This window comes from Allobosea sp. GW823-FHT01F03 (genome assembly GCF_058798075.1).
The window spans coordinates 5380439-5402169 of the sequence record NZ_CM179505.1; the positions used below are offsets into that span (position 1 = coordinate 5380439).

21 protein-coding genes are annotated in these 21731 nt (G+C 68.1%); 18 read left to right on the forward strand and 3 right to left on the reverse strand.

The window, feature by feature from the left end; translation table 11 throughout:
• Nucleotides 1-22: 22 nt before the first annotated feature.
• The 14 genes from AC3RCC_RS25735 (at nt 23) to AC3RCC_RS25800 (ending at nt 13767) form a co-directional block, all read left to right on the forward strand.
• Complete coding sequence (locus AC3RCC_RS25735) at nt 23-682, forward strand: amino acid ABC transporter permease (RefSeq protein ID WP_291638167.1); 660 nt, start codon at nt 23-25, stop codon at nt 680-682.
• 1 nt (nt 683) lies between these two features.
• Complete coding sequence (locus tag AC3RCC_RS25740; RefSeq protein WP_492257031.1) at nt 684-1409, forward strand: amino acid ABC transporter permease; 726 nt, start codon at nt 684-686, stop codon at nt 1407-1409.
• A complete protein-coding gene (locus AC3RCC_RS25745) occupies nt 1406-2176 on the forward strand; it encodes an amino acid ABC transporter ATP-binding protein (RefSeq protein WP_492257032.1) in 771 nt (256 codons plus the stop codon). Before AC3RCC_RS25740 ends, AC3RCC_RS25745 begins: the two co-directional genes overlap by 4 nt.
• A 42-nt stretch (nt 2177-2218) precedes the next feature.
• A complete protein-coding gene (locus AC3RCC_RS25750; protein WP_492257033.1) occupies nt 2219-3175 on the forward strand; it encodes an agmatinase in 957 nt (318 codons plus the stop codon).
• A 70-nt stretch (nt 3176-3245) separates the two neighbouring features.
• A complete protein-coding gene (locus tag AC3RCC_RS25755) occupies nt 3246-4190 on the forward strand; it encodes an arginase family protein (protein ID WP_492258833.1) in 945 nt (314 codons plus the stop codon).
• A gap of 195 nt (nt 4191-4385) precedes the next feature.
• Nucleotides 4386-4997: a fused MFS/spermidine synthase gene (locus AC3RCC_RS25760; protein WP_492257034.1), complete on the forward strand. Its 612-nt coding sequence runs from the start codon at nt 4386-4388 to the stop codon at nt 4995-4997.
• Nucleotides 4994-6556 (forward strand): fused MFS/spermidine synthase, encoded by a 1563-nt coding sequence (locus AC3RCC_RS25765; RefSeq protein ID WP_492257035.1) that lies wholly within the window; start codon nt 4994-4996, stop codon nt 6554-6556. Before AC3RCC_RS25760 ends, AC3RCC_RS25765 begins: the two co-directional genes overlap by 4 nt.
• Nucleotides 6553-6891, forward strand: a complete 339-nt coding sequence (locus AC3RCC_RS25770; RefSeq protein WP_492257036.1) for a hypothetical protein — start codon at nt 6553-6555, stop codon at nt 6889-6891. The genes AC3RCC_RS25765 and AC3RCC_RS25770 overlap by 4 nt, the downstream gene beginning before the upstream one ends.
• A 156-nt stretch (nt 6892-7047) precedes the next feature.
• The gene (locus tag AC3RCC_RS25775; protein WP_291638160.1) at nt 7048-7278 is read left to right on the forward strand and encodes a hypothetical protein; all 231 of its coding nucleotides are present in this window, start codon (nt 7048-7050) and stop codon (nt 7276-7278) included.
• A 134-nt stretch (nt 7279-7412) separates the two neighbouring features.
• Entirely contained in the window at nt 7413-8402 is a 990-nt protein-coding gene (locus AC3RCC_RS25780; RefSeq protein ID WP_492257037.1) for an MvdC/MvdD family ATP grasp protein, read from the forward strand.
• Nucleotides 8399-10120, forward strand: coding sequence for an ABC transporter ATP-binding protein (locus AC3RCC_RS25785; RefSeq protein WP_492257038.1), 1722 nt, complete (start codon nt 8399-8401; stop codon nt 10118-10120). Before AC3RCC_RS25780 ends, AC3RCC_RS25785 begins: the two co-directional genes overlap by 4 nt.
• Nucleotides 10117-10566 (forward strand): hypothetical protein, encoded by a 450-nt coding sequence (locus tag AC3RCC_RS25790; RefSeq protein ID WP_492257039.1) that lies wholly within the window; start codon nt 10117-10119, stop codon nt 10564-10566. Before AC3RCC_RS25785 ends, AC3RCC_RS25790 begins: the two co-directional genes overlap by 4 nt.
• 291 nt (nt 10567-10857) lie before the next feature.
• Nucleotides 10858-12990: a sensor histidine kinase gene (locus tag AC3RCC_RS25795; protein WP_492257040.1), complete on the forward strand. Its 2133-nt coding sequence runs from the start codon at nt 10858-10860 to the stop codon at nt 12988-12990.
• Between the two features lie 84 nt (nt 12991-13074).
• Nucleotides 13075-13767: a response regulator gene (locus tag AC3RCC_RS25800; RefSeq protein ID WP_452118745.1), complete on the forward strand. Its 693-nt coding sequence runs from the start codon at nt 13075-13077 to the stop codon at nt 13765-13767.
• Between the two features lie 7 nt (nt 13768-13774).
• Here AC3RCC_RS25800 and AC3RCC_RS25805 read toward each other — a convergent pair whose 3' ends face one another.
• The 3 genes from AC3RCC_RS25805 to AC3RCC_RS25815 form a co-directional block, all read right to left on the reverse strand.
• Nucleotides 13775-14215 (reverse strand): hypothetical protein, encoded by a 441-nt coding sequence (locus AC3RCC_RS25805; RefSeq protein ID WP_492257041.1) that lies wholly within the window; start codon nt 14213-14215, stop codon nt 13775-13777.
• Nucleotides 14212-14748: a hypothetical protein gene (locus tag AC3RCC_RS25810; RefSeq protein WP_291638153.1), complete on the reverse strand. Its 537-nt coding sequence runs from the start codon at nt 14746-14748 to the stop codon at nt 14212-14214. The genes AC3RCC_RS25805 and AC3RCC_RS25810 overlap by 4 nt, the downstream gene beginning before the upstream one ends.
• 219 nt (nt 14749-14967) lie before the next feature.
• A complete protein-coding gene (locus AC3RCC_RS25815) occupies nt 14968-16074 on the reverse strand; it encodes a helix-turn-helix transcriptional regulator (RefSeq protein ID WP_291638152.1) in 1107 nt (368 codons plus the stop codon).
• A gap of 573 nt (nt 16075-16647) precedes the next feature.
• Here AC3RCC_RS25815 and AC3RCC_RS25820 point away from each other — a divergent pair.
• The 4 genes from AC3RCC_RS25820 to AC3RCC_RS25835 all read left to right on the forward strand — a co-directional run bounded on the left by AC3RCC_RS25820 (nt 16648) and on the right by AC3RCC_RS25835 (nt 21640).
• Nucleotides 16648-17931 (forward strand): GNAT family N-acetyltransferase, encoded by a 1284-nt coding sequence (locus tag AC3RCC_RS25820; RefSeq protein WP_492257042.1) that lies wholly within the window; start codon nt 16648-16650, stop codon nt 17929-17931.
• A 197-nt stretch (nt 17932-18128) separates the two neighbouring features.
• On the forward strand, nt 18129-19232 hold the full coding sequence (locus tag AC3RCC_RS25825; protein ID WP_492257043.1) for a GNAT family N-acetyltransferase: 1104 nt from the start codon (nt 18129-18131) through the stop codon (nt 19230-19232).
• A 7-nt stretch (nt 19233-19239) separates the two neighbouring features.
• Nucleotides 19240-20448: an FAD-dependent oxidoreductase gene (locus tag AC3RCC_RS25830; protein ID WP_492257044.1), complete on the forward strand. Its 1209-nt coding sequence runs from the start codon at nt 19240-19242 to the stop codon at nt 20446-20448.
• A gap of 28 nt (nt 20449-20476) precedes the next feature.
• Entirely contained in the window at nt 20477-21640 is a 1164-nt protein-coding gene (locus AC3RCC_RS25835; protein WP_492257045.1) for a GNAT family N-acetyltransferase, read from the forward strand.
• The last annotated feature ends 91 nt before the right edge of the window (nt 21641-21731 follow it).

Sequence of the window (21731 nt, forward strand, 5' to 3'; positions counted from 1 at the left end):
CGAACGAGCAGGCGCTCCAGCAATGGACTTCAGTGTCGAGGCCGCGCTCGCCGCCTTGCCCGCGCTGTTGCGGGCAACGGGGACGAACATCGCCATCGCGGCCGCCGCGATGGCTCTCGCCCTCGCCGGTGGCATCCTGCTCACCATCCTGCGTTCGCTGAAGATCGCGCCGCTCAACCTGGTGATCGGCGTCGTGATCAGCTTCATTCGCGGCACGCCGGTTCTGATCCAGATCTTCCTGTTCTATTACGGGCTGCCGGCCCTCGGCCTGCAGCTCGATCCGCTGACGGCGGGTATCTGCGCCATCGCCTTCAACAGCACGATCTTCATCAGCGAGATCATGCGCGGCGGCCTCGCCGACATGGACCCCGGCCCCGTGGAGGCGGCGATCGCGCTCGGCCTCAAGGCCCGCGCCATCTGGGGCAAGGTGGTGATCCCACAGCTGCTGCTGCGCATCCTGCCGCCGCTGGTCAACGAAGCGACCATCATCCTCAAGGGCACGGCCTTGCTCTCTGTCATCACCGTGGTCGAGCTGTTCCGTGCCGCCCAGCAGATCTCGGCGACGACGTTCCGGCCGTTCGAGACCATGCTCGCCGCGGCGGCGATCATCCTCGTGCTCAATGTCCTGGTCAGCCAGTTCGGCGGCATGCTCGAGCGCCGGCTGGCGGTAAGGAGGGGTTAGGATGACGCTCGACCTCTCGATCATCACCGACAATGCCGGGCTGTTCGCCCAGGGCGCGGTCGCGACCGTCTATATCTCGGTTGCCGCCATCATCTCGGGATTGCTCATCGCCTTCCCGGTCGCGCTGCTGCGGCTTTCGCCGCGCCGCGTGATGAGCTGGCCGGCGGTTGCCTATGTCGAGCTCTTCCGCAACATCCCGTTCATCGTGATGCTGTCGCTGTTCTTCTACGGGCTGCCCTTCTTCGGCCTCAGGTTGCAGCCGATGACGACCGGTATCGTCGCGCTCGCCTTGTTCGGCAGTGCCTATTTCGCCGAGATCGTCCGCGGCGCCATCCTCTCCGTGCCGCGCGGCCAGATGGAATCGGCCCGTGCCATCGGCATGTCCTATCTCAGGGCACTGCGCGAGATCATCTTCCCGCAGATGCTGCGCTTCTTCATTCCGGCGGCGACCAACACCTCGATCTCGCTCGTCAAGGAAAGCGCGGTGCTGGCGACGCTCTCCGTCGCCGAACTGACCTATCAGGGACTGATCGTGCAGGGCCAGACCTTCGCGCCCTTCGAGGTCTTCCTGGCGACGGCCACGATCTACTGGGGGCTGACCGCGCTGCTGGCGGCGGGCTTCCGGGCCTCGGAACGGCGACTGGGCGGCCAGGCGCGGCGCGGCTTCTCCTCGCGCCATCGCCTTGCGGCACGCTATCTCTCGCTCGAGCCGGAGCCCCGCTCATGACCGCGCCTCCCGTGCTCAGCGTGCGCGGCCTGCGCAAAAGCTTCGGTGCGATGACGGCGGTCGCCGGCGTCGATCTCGATGTCGAAGCCGGCGAGATCGTCTGCATCATCGGCCCAAGCGGCTGCGGCAAGAGCACCTTCCTGCGCTGCATCAACTATCTCGAGCGGCCGGACGAAGGCACGGTGCGGATTGCCGGGGACTATATCGGCCGCGAGCCCGCCGCAGCCGGCGGGACGCGCCTGCAGTCAGCCCGCCAGCTCGACCGGATGCGCCCGCGCGTCGGCCTCGTCTTCCAGCAATTCCATCTCTGGCCGCATCTTTCCGCGCTCGAGAACGTCGCCCGCGCACCGATCAGGCTGCGCGGCGTCGATCGCAACGAGGCGGAGGCGCAGGCGCGGGCGCTGCTGGCCCGCTTCGGCCTCGCGACCAAGGCCGAGCGCATGCCCGCCGACCTGTCGGGCGGCGAGAAGCAGCGCGTCGCGATCGCCCGCGCGCTCGCCATGAAGCCGGAACTCATGCTGTTCGACGAGCCGACCTCGGCGCTCGATCCGGAGGTCGTCGGCGACGTGCTGCGCCTGATGAAGGAGCTCGCGGAGGAGGGCATGACCATGGTCGTCGTGACCCACGAACTCGGCTTTGCGCGCAAGGTCGCCGACCGCATCGTCTTCTTCGACGCCGGCCGCATCGCCGAGATGGGACCGCCGGAGGAACTCATCGACAGACCGCGTTCGGAACGCCTGCGGCTGTTCCTCTCGCACTTCCAGTAGGTCGCCGCGGCGACCCTCTTCCAAGACACCATCGAGGGCAAGATGACCGAAACCCTGACCAGCGCGCCAGAGCATGGCCACGCCACCTTCCTGTTCTCCGAGCTCGCCCTCGATCTCGACGATCTGAAGGCCGACATCGCCTTCCTCGGCATTCCCTACGGCCATCCCTACACGATCAGGAATGTCAGCAACGACCAGTCGAACGGGCCGACGGCGGTACGCCAGGCCTCGGACCGGGTCTCGCGCTCGCTCGAGCGCTATGATTTCGACATTGGCGGGCCGCTCTTCGACGACAGGCCGATCCGCATGGTCGATTGTGGCGACGTGGTCGGCGAGATGCACGATCCGGCCTCGCATACACGGCGGGCCGAAGAGGCGATGCGCAAGATCGTCGCCTCGGGCGCGATGCCGCTGGTGATCGGCGGCGACCACGCGATCCCGATCCCGGTGCTCAAGGCCCTGGACGGCGAAGGCCCGCTCGTCCTCGTCCAGATCGACGCGCATATCGACTGGCGCGACGATGTCGGGGGCGTGCGAGAAGGATTGTCCAGCCCGATCCGGCGCGCCTCGGAAATGGCGCATGTCACGGACATCTTCCAGATCGGCATCCGTTCGCAGGGCAGCGCAAGGCGCGCCGATGTCGAGGCGGCACAGGCCTATGGCGCCAACATCGTCACTGCCTATGAGCTGCACGATGTCGGCATGGACGCGATCCTCGCGCGCATTCCCGACAATGCCCGCTACTACATCACGATCGACGCCGATGGGCTCGATCCTTCGATCATGCCCGCCGTCGAGGGGCCCGCGCCCGGCGGCGTCACCTTCCATCAGGCCCGCAAGCTGATCCACGGGCTGGTCGGCAAGGGCCGGGTGGTCGGCATGGACATCGTCGAGATCACCCCGTCGCGCGACGTCAACCGGATCTCGGCGATCACCGCCGGCAGGCTGTTCCTCAACCTGATCGGCGCGGCCGTGCGCGCCGGCTATTTCGACAAATGAGTTCCTGCAGCCAGCGTCTGGCGCTGGCCGCGACCCGCTCGCCATTTCCATGGAGCAAGACGTGACCGAGATGCGTGGTGCCGCAGACCGCCTGAACCGCGGCTTCGTCGGCGTGCCGACTTTCCTGCGCGCAAACTACTGCGCGGACATGGCGGCCCTCGCGGCCGAGTTCGCCGTGATCGGAGTCCCCTTCGACGAGGGCTCGCCTTTCGCGCCGGGCGCGCGCTTCGCGCCACGCGTCATCCGCGAGCATTCGCTCCGCTTCGGCACCGGCGGGCTCTATGATATCGACAGCGACAGCGTCCTGGCGCCCGACCTCGTCACCTCGGGCCGTCTCGTCGATTGCGGCGACGTCGACATCTGGCCGACCAACCCGGCGCGCACCTTTCAGAATCTGACGCAGGCGGTGCGTGCGGTGCTGGCGCGCGGCGGCAAGCCCGTGATCATCGGCGGCGATCACTCGATCACCTTCCCGATCCTGCAGGGCTATGACCGGCCGGTCCATGTCGTGCAACTCGATGCCCATATGGATTACGGGGCGGTCACCGAGGATCTCCGGCACACCAACGGGCAGGCCTTCCGGCAACTGCACGCTCTGCCGCATGTCGAGAGCCTGACCCAGATCGGCATTCGCAGCTTCAGGACGCGCGCCAGCGATGTGCGCGACGCGCGCGCCAATGGCAGCACCATCGTCACCATGCCGAAGCTACGGGAGGTCGGCGCCACCGGAGCCCTCGCCCATATCCCGGACGGCGCCAGCGTCTATGTCAGCATCGATGTCGACGCCTACGACATGGCACTGGTCCCGGGCTGCGTCTCGGCCGAGCCGGATGGCATGCGCTTCGACGAGCTTACCGGCATTCTCGACATGGTCGCCCGCCGCTTCGCCGTCGTCGGCTTCGATTTCGTCGAGGTCAATCCGCCTCTCGACGTCGGAACCGGCGTCACCTCCTATCTCGGGGCGCTGACGATCGCGAAATTCCTGAGCGCGATCGCAACCGGAAAGCGGCCTTAGGCTCGGCTGCCGGTGCGCCTTGTACTGCCCTGCCGCATGGCGAGCAGCGTTAGGTAGAACGCAACGGCATCGATCACGCGGTGGCGCCGGCATCTGATCGCCCCCCCCCCCCCCGAGATGGGGGCTACCACAACGGATTGATCCGCACGCAACTGCGGGGATGACGACGCGCTTCGACATCCCCTGCGGCATTCCATGATTCATGCCCTGCTTCTGGCGGAAGCGCTGATCGCATCCTGCGCACTCGCTTTCGAAACTGCGGCGGCGCGGCTGGTCGCGCCTTATGCGGGGATGTCGACCGACAGCTGGACCGCGATCATCGCTGGTTTCCTGCTGTCCTGGGCGCTTGGGAACCAGGTCGGTGGCCGCTGCTCCGCCGGCGGAGCGCAGCGCTCGCTATGCCGGGCGGCAGCCGCCGTCGCGGGGGCTGCGGCAATGGTCGCGGCCACACCGCTGCTGCTGCCGGCGCTCGACAGCTGGCTCGTGGCGTCCGATCCGGTCGCACGCTGGCGGCTTGCGCTCTTCGCCGCCCTGCCGACGCTCGGCCCCGGCTTCCTGTTCGGAATCGCACCGCCGCTGGTGATGTTGGCGATCATCCGCCACAGCGGCGGGCACGGGGCGTTCGTCGGCATCGCCAATGCGGCCGGTGCCGCCGGCAGCGCAGCCGGCGCCGTGGCGGTGCTGTGGCTCGGGCTCGACTGGCTCGGCACGCGCGGCACCTGCCTCGCCATCGCCGCGCTCGGCCTCGTGACAGCCGCCCTCCTGACGGCCACGGCGTTTCGGGCCGACACGCGGCACCCCGCATGATCGTTGCGCTACTGCCGCTGGCCGTCTTCCTCTCCGCGGCGGCCTGCCTGTCCGTCGAGCTCGCGATCGTGCGGCTGGGCGCGCCGCATGTCGGCCAATCGCTGCTGCCCTGGACCGCTGCGATCATCGCCGTGCTGCTCGGCCTTACCCTGGGCCATGTGCTCGGCGGCAGGGCCGGAGGGCCGCAGCCGCCCCCCGCACGCCTGCTCTGGCTGATGGCGACAGCCTACCTCGGCGCGAGCGGCGCCGCGATCGCGATGCCGGCCCTGGCTGCACCAGTCGCGAATGCCCTGGCGACGGAAGACGGCGCCGGCCTCGCCTCGACCATCGGACTCGCCGCCCTGTGCCTGCCGCCCAGCATCGCCGCCGGCTTCGTGACGCCTCTGGCACTACGCCTGCAATTGGCGCTGCGCCTCCCCGGACAGGCCAGGCAGGTGGCGGCGATCTATGCCGCATCGGCCGCCGGCAGCGTTGCCGGGACGGTCGCAGCCGGCTTCTGGCTGCTCGAGCAGGTCGGCGCGGCCGGGCTAACCTTCGCCGCAGCCGCGACCTGGGCGACGGTCGGTCTGGCGCTGCTGCCCTGGCGGGGACGCCCGGCCGCCGCCATGCTGCGCGCGATCGGCCTGCTCGCGCCCGGGCTCGGCATCGCATTCCTCGGCTGGAGCAGCGCCTGCGCGATCGAGTCGCGCTATACCTGCGTGCGCTATCTCGACACGACCTCGCCGCAGGATACGCGGCTGCGCTTCATGATCCTCGACGAGGGCGTGCACAGCGCTTCCGATCTCGACGACCCGCGCGCCCTCCATCTCGGCTATGCCGCGCTGGCGGACCGCCTCGCGGCCATGGCCTTCGCCCGTTCTGCCGACCGGCAGGCGATGGTCATCGGCGGCGGCGGCGCGACCCTGCCGCGGGCCTGGGCTAACCGAAGCCCGCCGGTTTCGGTGCTCGTCGCGGAGCTCGATCCTGTCGTCGCAGCCGAGGCCGCGACGGCGATGGCCGCGACCGGCCCGGCCCTGCATACGGTGATCGGCGATGGCCGCGCCGTCCTGCGGAGCCAGCCTGCCCGGCCGAGCTACGACGTCGTGCTGATGGACGCCTATCGCACGCGCACGGCGCCGCCGCATCTCGTGACGCGGGAATTCGGCGCGCTGGTCCATGCCCGGCTGCGCGAGACCGGCGTCTTCCTGTCGAACGTGATCGATCGCGCCGACACGCTGCTGCTCGCGCGCAGCCTCGCGAAGACGCTCGCTCTCGACTATGCGGCGGTCGAGATCTGGCGGGCGGAGGAAGCCGGGACGCCGGGCTCGACCAATGTCGTCGTGGCCGCCTGGAAAAGTGCGGCTTCCGTTCCGGACGCCGGGCGGATCACGGTGCCAGTGAGCATCATGGCTGCCGGCGAGCCGCCCGCGTCGCGCGATGTGAGCTGGCGTCGCCTCGACGGCGAAACGGGACTGCGCGCGACCATGGGGCAATGCGCGATGCTCCTGACCGATGACCGTGCGCCGGTCGAGCGGCTTCTGGCCGGCCGCGCCGCCTGCCCTTCGCGGCCGGGGCCGTGAAGGAGCATCTGGTCCAGATCGCGAGGACAGCGTTGCTCTGCGGCGCCCTCGGCCTGCTGCTCTATCTCGGCCTGACCGAGCTGGCACGGTTTCCCACGTTCACCGTCCCCGTACTCGGCATCTTCGGCTCGGCCTGCGTCGCAATTCTGCTGGCGCAGGAAATCTCGGGCGCGCTCCGGACCGGAATCCTGCCGCGGCTGCCCGGCGCCATCCGGCGACGGGAGGAACCGATCTGGTTCTGGGGATCGCTCGCGTTGAGCCTGCTGTGCCTGCTTCTCCTGCTCTGGCTGCTCGTCGCGAGCCTTGTCCGCCTCGTCCTCCACTCGGCGGCCTGAGCAGGGACGGCGCGGCGCGAAGAAACCGGCTCGCCAGCCCGAAGCCAGTCGCTTTTCCGTCGCAGGCCCCATGAACGGGGGGATGGCCGCCGAGAAAAGCAGCGACATAGTCTGTGGGCGTTCGATCTCGATCGCGCCTGCCGCAAAGGAGCGCTCATGCAAATCCAAGCTCATCCGACGAAGACGCCGCTTCCCTTCGTTCTCGCCAACTCCAAACCCTATGCCCTCGAGCAGTACGAGGACGGCGAGCTCGGCTATTACGATTCGGAGACGCAGACCTGGCGCGGCACCGTGCTCTTCCACAAGTCGTCGACTTCGCGGAACGTCAGCTCGACCTCCGGCCGCACCTCGGATTCCGACCTGGCTTCGGACGTGCTCGGCAACTGACCGGCTTCGGCTTTCGGCCGTTGCCCCGACAAGCAGACAGATCGCCTCTCCGCGCCCGGCAGGGTGCATGGCGATCTGGCGAACCGGCTCGCTCGCCACCGCTTCCTGTCCTCCCACAACGCTGAATCTCGCCGATGCCTGCCACGAATGCCCGCCCGGCCGTCCTGATGATCTCCACGAAGCTGGACCCGCATGTCGATGCGGTGCTCGCCATCCTGGAGCAACGCGGCGTGCCCTGTTTCCGGCTCAACACCGATCATTTTCACGAGGAGTACCGCGTGACGATGAGCGATGGCATCGAAGGCGCGATCCGCATCTCCGACATCTGGGGGCGGAACTGCCTGTTCCCGCACGGCCTGCGCTCGGTCTGGATGCGCAAGCCGGAACCTTCGCTGCCGCCGCCCGGAATCGAGGATGAGGGCGTCATCGGCTACATCAAGGACGAGATGCGCGAGTTCATGGGCTTCCTGCCGATGGACGGGCGCGTTCCCTGGATCAACAATCCCGACGAGAACCGCCGCCACCAGCGCAAATTCCCGCAGCTTCGAATGGCGCAGAGCCTCGGCCTGCGCGTCCCGCGCTCGATCATCACCAATGATCCGGAGGAGGCGGAGGCGTTCTTTGCCGGCTGCCCGCACGGCGTCATCTGCAAGCCTATGCTGATGGGCAGCCATTATATCGAGGGTGCCCATCACGTCGCCTATACGCGCCGCGTCGCGCCCGACGAATTCGCCAGCCTGAAGGCCTCGATCGCGCTCTGCCCGACCTATCTGCAGGAAGCGATCGAAAAGGATCACGAGCTGCGCGTCACCATCATCGGCGACCGCCTGTTCAATTGCCGGATCGACAGCCAGGGCGTCGAGGGGGCCGAGCAGGACTGGCGCGCGGTCGACACGATCAAGCTGCCGCATCGCATCGAGCCGCTGGCGCCGGCGATCGACGCCGCGCTGCGCGCCTATCTCGGGCATTGCGGCCTGCGCTTCGGCGCCTTCGACCTGATCGTGACGCCGGAAGGCGAGCACGTCTTCCTCGAACTCAACCCCAACGGCCAATGGTACTGGGTCGAGCTCGCCACGAAGGCGCCGATGGCCGAGGCGATGGCGGACCTGCTCGAGGCGCCATGACGCCGCCGCCCGCCCCGGCCCGGCTCGCTGCCCTCCTCGGAGGCTTGCCGGCGTCCGGCGAGCCCCGCCTGGGACGCCTCCTCGGCGGCATGCTCTGGCGGCAGCGGCGACGGACGCTCCCGGCACTGGCAGCGGCCGCGGCACTCAGCATCCTCGCCTTCCTACCGCCCTGGCTGGTCGCCGGTCTGATCGACGAGGGCTTCATCGGCCACGAGGCCGGGCTGGTAGCGGGGATCGCGAGCCTGATTTTCGTTCTCGGCGCCGTCGATGGCGGTCTGGCCTATGTCCGTCGCCTGCTTGCCGCGCAGGCGACGCTGGCGCTCCGGCGGGAATTGCTGCTGCCGGCCTTCGGGACGATGCTGCGCCTGCCTGCCGATAGTGGGCTTGCGCGCGATCAGGGCGTGCTCGGGCGAGCTTTCGAGGAGGTCGACCGCCTCGCCCAGGGGGCAGGCGATCGGCTGACCGAGTTCGCGCTGGGGGTCGGTACCGTCATCATTCTGCTCGGTGCCATGCTGACGGTCGACTGGCGGATCGGCCTTGCCGCCGGCGCTCTTGTTGCGGCTCTGGCCGGACTTCATCTGGCCGCCGCTGCGAGCCTGCGCCGGCGAGAGGCAAGCTGGTTCGAGGCCCGCAGCCGATATTGGGGACATCTGATCGAGGCGGTCGCCTATATCGAGACCTTGCGCCGCAACAGCGCTCACGCCTTCGCCGAGCGCCGTTTCCGCGAGCGGCTCGACCAGGACAGCGCGTCCCATCTTTCCGTTGTCAGGCTGTCGGCGGGGCTCGACGCCGCCGGCCGTTTTGCAGGCGGTGCGATCATCGCCGCGGTAATCTTGCTGGCCGGCTGGAGCGTGATGTCGGGGCAGGCGAGCATCGGCGGCTTCGTCCTGCTGCTCTCGCTCGGCGGCGCCCTGACCGCCCCGGCACTGTCGGCGCTGAAGGTCGTCGACGATCTTCAGGCGATGATCGTGGCGACCGCCTGTCTGCGCCGGCTCGCGACGCCACCGCATGAGGCGGTGGATTGGACGTCGACATCCCGAGAGGCAGCAGCCGAGGCTCTCGCCATCTGCGACCTCACCTTCTCCTATGGTCCGCAGGAACAGCCGGTGATCGACCGCCTGTCGTTCACGCTGGCGCCGGGCGAGACGCTGGCGCTGCTGGGCCGCAGCGGCGTCGGCAAGAGCACGCTGGCCAACCTGTTGATCCGCGCCCGGCAGGGCGAGGGCGAGATCCGGCTCGGTGACAGGCGTTCGGCCGAAGTGCCCTTGGGGGCATGGCGGCGCCGGATCGTCGTGGTCCCGCACGAGATCGACATCTTCACCGGCAGCGTTGCGGAGAATATCGCCCTGCCGAAACCCGATGCCGGGCGCGAGGAGATCGCGATGGCGGCGACGCTCGCCGGCCTCGCCGACGACATCGCCGGCCTGCCTGATGGCTACGACACCAGGCTGGGACAGGACGGGGTGGAACTTTCCGCCGGGCAGAAGCAGCGGCTCGGCCTGGCCCGGGCGATGTTCTTCACGCCCGATGTGTTGATCCTCGACGAGAGCACGTCCGCGCTCGACCCGGCGACGGAAAGGCGCGTGCTCGACACGCTCCTGCAACGCCATGCCGGCGCGGCGGTGCTCGCCATCACCCACCGCGACAGCGTCGCGGCAAGGATGGACCGTATCCTGCGGCTGGACGATGAACCGGTCGTCGAAGGGCGAGCGGCGTGAGCATAGCCAGTGTCCAGCACCGACTGCTGCCGGCCGTCATCGCGTCAGGGCTTCTGTTCTTCGGCCTGCCCGGTGGGCCTCGGGCAGAACCGGTCACGGCCGACGAGGCCGAGCTGACCTATTTTCTTGGCCGCTGGGCTACCGAACCTGCCGAACGCCCCGGCTTCGAGACGATCATCGCCCGAGGAGCCGATTGCGAACGCCCCGTCGAGATCGTCTCGCCGAGCCCAGGCAGCATCGTGCGCTCCGTTCCGCGCCGTGACGGCAGCCGGCCCATGACCCGCTTCTCCGTGAAGCGCTTCGGCCGCGATTTCCCCTGGTGGCCGGAGCCTACGGGGCCGGGTCTCGTCGCCCGCAAGCTCGATGATGGCGGCTTCCTGCTTGCCGGTCTCGTCACCGGACGGGCGGATTGGAACAATGCGATCCGCCATCGCCGTTGCCGTTGACCCAGCGGTTCGCAGCAGGACAGTCGAAACGAGATCGACCGGCGAGGCTAACGAGGATACGCGCCGGATGACGCAGAAGTCATAAGGGTTAGGTTCCACAGGAACTCGCCGAATACGCGGTCGACAAGGTCAGGGATCGCTGCGATGCTGTCCTGCGGCTTGCAGTGGGGACCGTCACGGGAGCGATGCCCAGCTCCGGAATGTGGCGGCTGGCGTTGGACGATGGTGTTCTGGCTTCCGAGCCGCATATTGCAGATTGCCGTCGTCATTTGCCTTGCAGCAACGCTCGGGGTGCTCGTGACCGTTCTGCGCCAGCCTTGGCTCGGCCTGACGCTTGTCGGCGAGCCATCCGGCGACAAGGTTCTGATCACCGCTGTTCATGCCGACGGCCCGGCGCAAGGCAAGGTCGAACCGGGACAATTCCTGGCGATAGCCAGCGCCATCGCTCCTGAGACCGCCATCAGCCTCGCCGCGACCGACGTCATCGAAGAACCCGATGTCATCGACAACTACGAGCTGATCAGGGCCTTCTTCGCCAGGCAGTCGCTCCTGGCCTCGGTCCTCGCTTCCGGCAAGGTCGCGCTGCATGTCGCGACGCCGGACGGCGCGCCGTCGATCCTGACGATCGCCCCATCACAACGGCCGCTGACGACGCTGCCTTCGGCGTTCTGGGTGCAGATCGTCACCGGCCTGGGCTCGCTGCTCATCGGCGCCTGGGTACTGGCCTTGCGCCCCCGGGACCTCTCGACCCGGCTCTTCGCCCTGTCGGGCGCGATGATCATGCTCTCGGCCTTCGCGGCGGCGATCTACTCCTCGCGCGAGCTCGCCATCGACGGCAGCCTGTTCCGCTTCCTCGCCGCGCTCAACAATATCGGCGCGGTCGGCTTCGGCATCGTGGTCATCTGCCTGTTCCTGGTCTATCCGCGCCGGCTCGTCCCCAATTGGGTGCTGGGCCTTCTCAGCGGCACGGTGGCGCTCTGGATCCTGCTCAACCTCGCCCATGCCCTGCCGAGCCCGCAAATGGGCGCGCAATTGCCGACCCTTCTCGAGATGCTCGCCATTATCGGCCTGATCATCGTCCAGCGCTTCGCCGTGCGCCGCGATGCGCGCGGCCGCGCAATGCTGCGCTGGATCGGGCTTTCGGTGATCATCGGCGCCCTGCCCTTCATAATGCTGATCAGCAGCCCCGTGCTGTTCGACACCGCCCCCGCCGTCCAGCAGGGGCACGCCTTCGGCTTCTTCCTGCTGATCTATGCCGGCCTCGCGCTCGGGGTTTCGCGATACCGGCTGTTCGACCTCGACGAATGGGCGTTCCGGATTCTCTTCTATGCCGGCGGCCTGCTGCTGCTTCTGGCGGCCGACGGCCTGCTGATCATGCTGCTCCATCTGCAGCCGACCGCCTCGTTCGGCCTGTCGCTGCTGCTGGTCGGCTTCGCCTATCTGCCGCTGCGAAGCCTGCTCTGGGAACGGCTGGTCGAGCGGCGCAGCGTCGAGCGGCACGAACTGTTCCAGGCGGTCATCGACATCTCCTTCACGGGTTCAGCCACGGAACGCTCGCGGCTCTGGCGCTCGCTGCTCGGCCGCCTGTTCGAGCCGGTCGATCAGGTCGTGACGAGCGAGGCCGTCACCCAGGCCGCAATCCTGCGGGACGGGCTCGACCTCGCGGTTCCCGCAGTCGCCGATACGCCGGCGCTCACCCTGCGCTATGGCTGGGCCGGACGGCGCCTGTTCGGCTCGCGGGACGCAAAGCTCGCCGAGCAGCTCGTCAGGATGATGCGCTATTCCGAAGCGAGCCGCAGCGAGTACGAGCGTGGCCGGACGGAAGAGCGCCACCGCATCGCCCGCGACCTGCATGACGATGTCGGAGCGCGCCTGCTCTCGGGCCTGCACAAGAGCGGGGTCGACGACGTGCAGCGGGTCCTGCGCGACGCGCTCGCCGACATCCGCTCGATCGTCGGCGGACTGTCCGCCGACTGCCTGCCGCTCTCGCAGGTTCTCGCCGCCTTGCGGCACGAGACCGGAGACAGGCTCGACATGGCCGGCATCGAGCTGAGCTGGCTGCTCGAAGGCGAGGAGGAGAGCGACTGCCTGCTCGACTACCCCGTCTATCGCGGACTGATCTCGCTTCACCGCGAGATCATCACCAACGTCATTCGCCATGCCCATGCCAGTGCGGTCGAGGTCAGGCTGCGCCTGTCGGAGGGCATGCTGTCGATGCGCATCCGCGACGACGGCGACGGCATACCGCCGTCGACGGAGGAGGCACGGACCGGCCACGGGCTTCTCGGCATCCGGCGACGCATCGCCGAACTCGGCGGGGAGATCGCCTTCGAGCCTGTCGAGCGCGGCACCAGCATCGCGATCTCGCTGCCGCTGCGCCGCATCGCGCATGGCGGTGAGCCGGCCAGGACGGCGCAGCCATGATCCCCGCGATCACGGGGTCGCGAGCGGATCAGGCAGAGCCTATCGTAACGATCCGTGCCCCTTCCCGGTAATGACGCAACCTGCATGACGGACAGAACAGAGCCGCAGCACCGCGCCGACCGCACCGGCCTCGTCGTCGAGGACAGGCCCGACACCAGGCGCTGGCTCGTGGCGATGCTGAAGGCCGCCTTTCCCGGCATCACCGTACGCGAGGCGACATCCATGGCGAGCGCGCGGGCACGGCTGCGCGACGAGCGGGGGCGCGACCGCGCCGAGGGCCCGCAGGACATCGCGCTCGTCGATATCGGCCTGCCGGACGGTTCCGGCATTGACCTCATCCGCGAGATCGCGGCGCAGCATGCGCGCTTCAGCCCGATCGTGACCACGATCTATGACGATGACCAGCATCTGTTCGAGGCCATCGCGGCCGGGGCCCAGGGCTATCTGCTGAAGGACCAGCACGAGGATACGATGGTGCGCTACCTGCACCGGATCGACGCCGGCGAGCCGCCCCTGTCCCCCTCCGTCGCCCGGCGGATCATGACGCATTTCGCGCGCCGGCAGCCCGAGCCCGCCGCCGAGCCGGTGATGCTGACGCCGCGCGAACAGGAGGTGCTCGCCCTGATCGGAAAAGGGCTGCGTATCCCCGAGGCCGCCCAGGTCCTGGGCCTCACCTCTCATACCGTCGCCGGCTATGTGAAGAGCGTCTATCGCAAGCTCAACGTCTCGTCGCGGGCGGAGGCGGCGATAGAGGCGGTCCGGCGCGGAATCGTCTGAGGAACGATCAGCCGGGCGCGGCCGGGCGATCCAGCCGATAGGCGAGTGCCGAAAGTAAGCCGCCGATCCCCGCCACGAACACGGCCAGACCGATGGCGCCTTCGTCCTCGAACAGATAGCTGGCGTAAGCGGCCCCCCACCAATTGCCGGCGAGCGTCCCGACGACGACGAGCAGGAGGCGACGGCCGCGCCGCCAGCGCAGGACAAGACGGTCCGAGACCGGCAGGGCGATCAGGGCGACCGGCGCGACAATGGCCAGAAGATGGAGCAGCGCGGCGGCGAGGGGAGCAAAGCCATGGCTGGCGATGCTGAGGAAAAGCAGCATGGGGAAGAACAGGCCGCCGGTCGAGACCGAGAGCACGATCGCGGCGGCCAGCAGACCGCCGACCAGCCCGACCAGCAGGGCCCACAGGGATCGCCCGGGCCAGATGCCGGGCAAGGCTGTCAACGTCGCCCGCATGAGGCCAGCACGAAGGCCGAACGACTGACGATCTCACGCTCGCCGCTGCCGCCGAGCTCAGCGGAATCGTACCAGAGCGTCGGGCCGAGATCGGGCAGGAAAAGGATGGCCGGCGCGGCTGATCCGGCCCGGGGAGCGTCCGCGATCTCGGACAGGTCGCGACGCAGGGGAATGAGGCGCAATGGCGTGGCCGGCTCGGCTGTGTCCGACGCGGCCGCGATGGGCTGGCCGCGCTCGGCGGGAGCGACGCTCGACGGGTCGCGGATCGCTTCAAGCGTCAGGCCACCATAGCCATTGGCGGCCTGAATGCGGAACCAGTAGCTCTGCCGGGCCGTGCGAACGCGCAGAAACAGATTGGAGGCGGCAGTGCCGAACGATCCTGCCGCCAGCAAGGCCAGCTCTGTCCCGTTGTCGCCCCGCTGGACGTAGAGCGCGGATTCCGCCGGACAGGGCCCGGCGGCAAGGGCACCGGGCATCATGGCAGGCGTCAGGACGGCCAGACAGGCAAGGCGGGCGCGCATCGAAACCTCGCGGATCTTCGCGGACAGCCTAGGGAGCCAGCAGTCACCGCTCCATCCCCGGAACAGGGGGCTCTGTATCGCGAGGATTCCCGACATCCGGACCGGGGGATGCGCAGCTCGAAAGCACGGCAGCGTCCGCTCCAGGAAATGACCTCGAGGCCGTCCACGAAGCCGGGTCAACTCCATCCGCCCCGTCCCCCCAGCTCAGCCAAAGCCAGGCTATGATCCGCGCATGCGCTCGATCAGTTGGAGCAGCTCGCTCTGACGACGGGTGTGTGTTTTCGAGAAGATCATCTTCAAATGGTCGCGCACCGTTCCTGAGGTGATCCCGAGCGTCTGCGCGGCGGAAACGGGGTCCTCCCCGGCAGCGAGGAGGAGCGCCGTACGCGCCTCGGCTGGCGTCAGGCCGAATGCTTCGCGCAGTTTCTCCGGCGTCGGAAGCTTGCTGCTCTCGAGGTCATTGACGGTCAGCAGGGCCCTGGCGCCGGTGAGGATATCCGAAAGGCCGGCGATGATCGGCATGGCCTTGACGATGAGCGGCCGGCGTCCCAGTCGACGAAGCACCATCCAATGCGGCTCCGTCCGGGTAACGGAGATGCCCGGTGCCAGGACCGTGGCGATGAGTGCCTGCAGGCGTTCGCTGTTTTCCGCATGCGTCGTGCGCAGCACCCCGTGCGACAGGGTGAAGTCCGACCCGAGCAAAGCTTTCGCATCGGTATTGAGGCGGATGACCCGCCCGGCCGCATTGAGGAGGAACGCAGGCCTTTCAATCAGCTCCATCGTATCGAGCACAGCTTCGGCGCGCTGGGTCGACAGCGTTTCGATCAAGGTCAGCACGCGAGCCAGATGGTGCCGAAGACCCGACAGAGGTCGCAACTCCTCATATGTGAAAGCGTCTTGCCTGGAGTTCCTGAGCATGACCAGGCCGTAATGCTGGCCATCTCGCGAGAACCCCAGCGTACCCCACCACGGCAGGTCCCAAGGACGGAGCCATTCGTTATGGTAGGCGCTGTTGCGCCGCTCCTGCTCGGTGGAGACGTCGTGCTCGATCAGCACTTTCCGCCCTTGGCGAAGAAGCGGCCAGGCGCGGTAACCCCGCAAGTCGCGCTTGTACCAACCGCTGTCGAGAAAGTCGTCGATTGGAGCGACCAGTTCGGGCGAAACCGGCCTTGCGATCAACGTCTTGCTGCCGACATCGGTCGCCAGGCACGCCCCGACAGCATTGGCCGAGCGAGCAATGTCGTTCAGGACGTCCGGCCAGGTCTCCGGGGCGACCACGACATTGTAGAGCTTCTCGAGATCGAGGCCGTTGTCCTTCTCGCCCATGGCTTGTCCTCGATACCCGCACACGACATGCGAAGCAGCCCTCATCAACTGGCGACGCGGGCAGCCCACCCCAATCGGGATATGTCGAACCTAGGGGAATTTGTAGCTTAGAGAGGCGTTTTCGACGCGATCAAAATTTCATAACCTAGAATTTATTCTTATCCATCTCCGCGAATTCGGCTTCAACGCACAATTTTTCGTTCCATAGGATCAGTGTGCTGAACGCCGGTCTTCGCTTCTTTCGCCGTCCACTTCCAAACCTCCCAGCTTTTCTCGATGCAACGGCCCCTGGGGATCCGACGGCCCAGCTTCAGGCTGTTCAGTTGCAGGCGCTGCTGCGGATCGGACGACGGAAGCACTCCGTCGCCTGCCGGGCCGCGACCAATGCGAAGCGCTGACCGCACCCCCGACATTTCCGCGGCAGTCGGCACGGCGTGCGGTGTTGCCGCCTGGATCGATCCACGGCGCGCGCTCCGGTCGGAGTACCGCGTCAAAATGGGGTTAACCCGTTTGCCAGAAGCGCTCTCGGAGGGCGGAACCGTATAATGGCGCCAACCCTCGGGGAGAGCGCTGGTGCAACAGGGTCCCGTCGATCTTGTGGACGAGTCACGCCGTCACGTTGCGCGGCAGGTGATGGATGACCTCGGCGAGGCCACCATCTCGGTCGAAATCACCACGCCGGAGCGTCTGGCAACGATCGAGCGGGAATGGCGCGGCCTTTCAGGCCGCGCTCTGGCCGACAACGCCTTTCTGGAGCCGTCGCTCATCGCAGCGGCAGCCGATGCGCGCGCGGCCGAGATCGCGGTACTGCTGGCCTGGAGCGCGCCGCAGCCCGATACACCCAGTCGACTGGTCGGTCTCTGGGCGCTGGCGCGCCAGCACGCATTTTCGTTTCTGCCGGTGCCGATGCTCAAGACGCCGGTGCTCGAGCACGCCTTTCTCGGCACCCCCGTGCTCGACCGCGACAACGCCGCCGCGGCTTTTTCGGGCATGCTGGACGCGATCGCCACAGAGCGCTCGCTGCCGGATACTCTGAGCATCGGAAGCCTCGATGCGAGCGGGCCCGTCGCCGCTGTCGTCGCTGACGTCCTGGCGCGGCGCGGCTCATCCAGCACCCGGCTCGAAACCCGGCTTCGCCCCGCGCTGCTTAAATCGGTCGCAGGCAGCGGGGCCAGCCCGGTCGCGCCCAGCCGCGCCAAGGCACTGCGCAAGAAGCAGCAGCGACTCGGGCGCCAAGGCCTCGTCAGCTGCACGCGGCATGCGGACGACGGCGAGATCGCGCCGGCCATCGAAGAATTCCTCACGCTCGAGGCTTCGGGCTGGAAGGGGCGCAAGAGCAGCCGCGGGCAGGCGATCCTGCGCACGCCGGCGCTGGCGAGCTTCTTCAAACGGACGATCCTCGCGCTGGCGAACCGCCATCAGGCCCAGATCATCGCCCTGCGCCTCGACGGGCGGGCCATCGCCATGCAGGTCACCGTCCAATCCGGCGAGACGGCCTTCACCTGGAAGTCCGCCTATGACGAAGCCCATCGCGCCTGCGCCCCCGGGCTGCTGCTGCACCAGGAGGTCACCAACCGCTTTCTCGCCGACCCCGCCTTGCATGCGATCGATTCCTGCAATCATCACGATACCGGTCACATGGCCGAATTCTGGGCCGGCCGGCGTGAGGTCTCGGACCTGATCATCACAGTGCGGCCGCAGCGAAGCCTGGCCTTCGGACTGGTCAGCACGGTGGAGATCGCGCATCGCCGCCTGCGCGCTATGGCTCGGCGCATGCGCGCGCTGCTGCAGGCGGCAAGGCAGCACCACGCCGCCCCGGCTATGCCGGCGGGCAAGGCCGGCAAGGTGCAGCCGTGAGCGAAAGCGCTGCCCTGCCGCGCTTCAGCCGGGTCTCGCCAGCGGGTGAACCGCTCCGTTTCGCAGATGATCAGGCAGCAAGCCCGTCCCGGCCGGCGCAGACGCCACGGATACAGCTGGCGAGCGCCCGCGACTTTGCCGACCTGCGGGACGACTGGGCCGATCTGGTCAGCCGCGCAGCAATCCCGAACGTCTTCATGGACCCAGCGGTAGCAACGGCATTCGCCTGCGCCTGGCCGGATCGGGTGCGGGTCCTGTTGGCCTGGACCGACGATCAGGCGGCGGAAGTCCCGCCGCGGCTTCTCGGCGCCTGGCTGCTGGTGGAGCGTCACACCCGGCTGAGCTGGCCCTGGAAGGCCCTGGTCTGCCCGCCGGGGCCGGTCGCCTATCTCGGCACGCCGGTCATCGACGGCAGACAGGTCACGACAGTCCTTGCCGCGATGCTGGCGGCGATCCGCCGGATGCCGGAGCTGCCCAAGCTGATCCAGGCCGGCGACATGTCGGGGGGCTCTGCGGTGACGGAGGCTCTGGAGACCGTGCTGGACGGCGGAGCCGGCAGTGCGCGGCTGCTGGAGACGCGGATTCGCGCCGGCCTGACCTCTTCCGACGACCCGAAGGCCTTTTGGGCCGCCTCGATGTCGCCGCGGCGGCTACAAGGCTTCGCCCGCAAGCGACGCCAGCTGAGCAAGGAGGGCGAGCTGGCGCTGAGCTTCGTCGACGAGCCAGCCGCAGTGACGACCGCGCTGGAGGAGTTTCTCCGGCTCGAGGCCTCGGGCTGGAAAGCCGCGCGCCACAGCGCGCTCGCATCCAATCCGGACACCGGGCGTTTTGCCCGCGAGCTGGTTCTCGGCCTGGCAGAGCGTCGGCTGGTCAGGATCGAGGCGCTGCGGCTGGACGGGAAGCCGATCGCGATGTGGGTGGTGCTGCTGTGCGGAGACGCAGCCTTCACCTGGCGCACCGCTTATGACGAGACCTATAGCCGCTTCTCGCCCGGCGTTCTGCTGCTCGAGCATACGACGATGCGCCTGCTCGCCGATCCGACGATCAGCTTCACTGATTCCTGCAATCACCGCGACACCGGCCAGCAGGCCGAACGCTGGCCGGAGCGCCACGAAGTGCGCGATCTGCTGATCGACGTCGAGCCCGGCCGAAAGCTGCGCCTGCTCTTCCTGGCGAGCCGCGAGAAGGCCTACCGACGCGGCCGCGAGGCGGCGCGACAGCTCTACCATCGTCTGCGCCCCACCCTCGCCCAGCTCCGGCGCCGGCTACGTGGCGAGGCTGCCAAAGACCCGCAAGAGTGAGGACGCCATGGCGCGCTCGGCAGACATCGTAATCGTCGGAGGCGGGCTTGCCGGTGCAAGCGCCGCCGTGATGCTCGGCCGCACGGACCACGACGTCCTCCTGATCGACCCCCATGATCCGCCGCGGCCGGATTTCCGCTGTGAGAAATTCGACCCCTCGCAGATCCGCCTGCTGCGGCGCATGGGCCTCGACGGGCTGGTCCTGCCGGCGGTGACGCAGAATCGCGAGCTCTGGGTCGCACGGCTCGGGCGCCTCGCCGACAAGCTCGCCGTCGAGCAATACGGCATCCTCTACCAGCCGCTGGTGCGTGCAGTCCGGCGGGGCATTCCGCCGCAGGTGCGCTTCCTGAACGGGACCGTGGCGGCGATCAGCCTGAGCGACGACGAGCAAACGGTCACGCTCGCGGATGGCGAGGTCGTGACGGCCCGGCTTGTCGTGCTCGCCAACGGACTGAATCGCGCCCTGCGAGGCGCGCTGGGAATAGGCTGCCAGACGCTCAGCCAGACTCATTCGGTCACGATCGGCTTCGATGTCGTGCCGACCGCGAGCGCGCGCTTGCCCTTCGACTCCCTGACCTATTACGGCGAACGGCCACAGGATCGCATCGCCTATCTCACCCTGTTCCGTCTCGGCACGGTGATGCGCGCCAACCTGATGACCTATCGCGGCCTCGACGATCCCTGGCTCAAAGCGATCCGCGAAACGCCGGAAGCCGCGCTGACGAGCGTTATGCCGCGGCTGGCTGCGCTGATCGGTCCCTTCGCGATCCAGGGCACGGTACGCGTGCGACCGGCCGATCTCTATGTCTCGACCAATGTCGAACAGCCGGGCGTGGTGCTGGTCGGCGACGCCTTCGGCACCTCCTGTCCGGCGGCTGGAACCGGCACGAACAAGGTGCTGTGCGATGTCGAGCGGCTCTGCTCGGTGCATGTGCCACGCTGGCTGGCGACGCCCGGCATGGGAGCGAGCAAGATCGCCTCCTTCTACGCCGACCCGGAAAAGCGTGCGACCGACCTGTCCTCGCGCCGCGCGGCCTATGCGCTGAAGGCCCGTTCCCTCGCCGATGGCCCCCTCGGACACGCAGCCGGCTACGCACGCTATGTCGGCCGCCTGGCCAAGGGATTCACGCGCCGCGGGCTCGCGCGCCTGCGCAGCCTGTCGCAGCAGGCGGGCAGACTCTCCTGGAGGCGCGGCCCGGCACAGGCTGGCCGATGAAATCTCTTGATCTGCGGGAGGCGGCAGCATGAACGAGTCCGTGCCTTCGATTCATTTCCTGTCCGCGGTCGACTGGCCGGAGACGACGTTGCGCTGCGAGGAGGCGGCCTGGGACGCGGAACTGCTCGGCCCCTGGCGCGATCTCGAACGACGCAGCTCCAGCACCAGCTTCTTCCAGAGCCCCGACTGGTGCGAGGCATGGGTCGAGGCGGCGCGGGCCTGCGGTCAGCCGGAAACGCCCCGGATCGCGACCATCTGGCGCGGCCGGACGCTGGTGCTGCTCTGGCCTCTCTCCGTCCGGCAGCTCTCTTTCTGCCGGATCCTGCATCATCTCGGCGAGCCCGCGACCCAATATGGCGACGTGCTGATCGACAAGCGGGAAGATCGCGACCTGCTGTTCGGCATCGCCTGGGACATGGTCCGCAACTGGCATGATGTCGACACCATCGAGCTGCGCCGCGTCCGCGACGACACGGCGCTCGCCAGCCAACTCGCCCGACATCGGGTGGCAGGCTCGCAGGCGAGTGCGCCGATGCTCGATTTCCGCAGCCTCGACGGCGGCAGCGCCGACGGCCAGCGCACGGGCCGCACGCGTCAGGCGCTGCGGCGGCATCAGCGCCAGCTCGCGGAACATGGGCCGGTCAGCTTCGCGCTGGCACAGCGGCCGGAGGAGCAATGTCTGCTGATCGAGCACGCATTCGCGCTGAAGCGGGTCTGGCAACAGGAGAAGGGGGCCGTCAGCGCCGGCTACGCTCATGGTGCGAGCCTGGGCTGCCTGCTACGTCTCGCCAGGGAGGGCTGGCTTCTGGCGGCCTATCTGCGTACCGGCGACGAGATCGCCGCCATCGAGATCGGCGCCGTCAGCCAAGGACGCTACTGGTCCCTGGTCCAGAGCTACGACCTGCGCTTCGCGAAACACGCTCCCGGCCGGCTGCTGTTCTGGCATCTGCTGGAATGCTGCCCGGAACTCTCGATCGACGTCTTCGACTTCCTGGCGCCGGCGCATCGACACAAGCTCGAATGGGCGAACAGGGAGGTCCCGATCGCGGACTATCTCATCCCGGTCTCGCGGCGCGGCCGCCTCGCCGCCACCTATCTCGGGCGTATCCGTCCGGTGCTGCGTGAATGCTACCACCTCCTACCCTCCGGGCTGCGCCAGCATGCCGGAAAGCTGCTGCACCGGTTGGGCTGAGGGCCATATCGGCCGCATTGCTGCGCCAGCCGGGGTACCTCTGCCGCCCGCTCGACGGCCTGCCCCCGACACGTCTTCAATAGCCTGGAGC

What these genes read in the sequence shown, in the direction of transcription:
- AC3RCC_RS25780 (WP_492257037.1), top strand. Translation starts at nt 7,413, where the DNA reads ATGCCTGCCACGAATGCCCGCCCGGCCGTCCTGATGATCTCCACGAAG.
- AC3RCC_RS25750 (WP_492257033.1), top strand. Translation starts at nt 2,219, where the DNA reads ATGACCGAAACCCTGACCAGCGCGCCAGAGCATGGCCACGCCACCTTC.
- AC3RCC_RS25835 (WP_492257045.1), top strand. Translation starts at nt 20,477, where the DNA reads ATGAACGAGTCCGTGCCTTCGATTCATTTCCTGTCCGCGGTCGACTGG.
- AC3RCC_RS25765 (WP_492257035.1), top strand. Translation starts at nt 4,994, where the DNA reads ATGATCGTTGCGCTACTGCCGCTGGCCGTCTTCCTCTCCGCGGCGGCC.
- AC3RCC_RS25760 (WP_492257034.1), top strand. Translation starts at nt 4,386, where the DNA reads ATGATTCATGCCCTGCTTCTGGCGGAAGCGCTGATCGCATCCTGCGCA.
- AC3RCC_RS25775 (WP_291638160.1), top strand. Translation starts at nt 7,048, where the DNA reads ATGCAAATCCAAGCTCATCCGACGAAGACGCCGCTTCCCTTCGTTCTC.
- AC3RCC_RS25785 (WP_492257038.1), top strand. Translation starts at nt 8,399, where the DNA reads ATGACGCCGCCGCCCGCCCCGGCCCGGCTCGCTGCCCTCCTCGGAGGC.
- AC3RCC_RS25830 (WP_492257044.1), top strand. Translation starts at nt 19,240, where the DNA reads ATGGCGCGCTCGGCAGACATCGTAATCGTCGGAGGCGGGCTTGCCGGT.
- AC3RCC_RS25825 (WP_492257043.1), top strand. Translation starts at nt 18,129, where the DNA reads ATGGACCCAGCGGTAGCAACGGCATTCGCCTGCGCCTGGCCGGATCGG.
- AC3RCC_RS25810 (WP_291638153.1), bottom strand. Translation starts at nt 14,748, where the DNA reads ATGCGCGCCCGCCTTGCCTGTCTGGCCGTCCTGACGCCTGCCATGATG.
- AC3RCC_RS25815 (WP_291638152.1), bottom strand. Translation starts at nt 16,074, where the DNA reads ATGGGCGAGAAGGACAACGGCCTCGATCTCGAGAAGCTCTACAATGTC.
- AC3RCC_RS25735 (WP_291638167.1), top strand. Translation starts at nt 23, where the DNA reads ATGGACTTCAGTGTCGAGGCCGCGCTCGCCGCCTTGCCCGCGCTGTTG.
- AC3RCC_RS25740 (WP_492257031.1), top strand. Translation starts at nt 684, where the DNA reads ATGACGCTCGACCTCTCGATCATCACCGACAATGCCGGGCTGTTCGCC.
- AC3RCC_RS25800 (WP_452118745.1), top strand. Translation starts at nt 13,075, where the DNA reads ATGACGGACAGAACAGAGCCGCAGCACCGCGCCGACCGCACCGGCCTC.
- AC3RCC_RS25745 (WP_492257032.1), top strand. Translation starts at nt 1,406, where the DNA reads ATGACCGCGCCTCCCGTGCTCAGCGTGCGCGGCCTGCGCAAAAGCTTC.
- AC3RCC_RS25755 (WP_492258833.1), top strand. Translation starts at nt 3,246, where the DNA reads ATGCGTGGTGCCGCAGACCGCCTGAACCGCGGCTTCGTCGGCGTGCCG.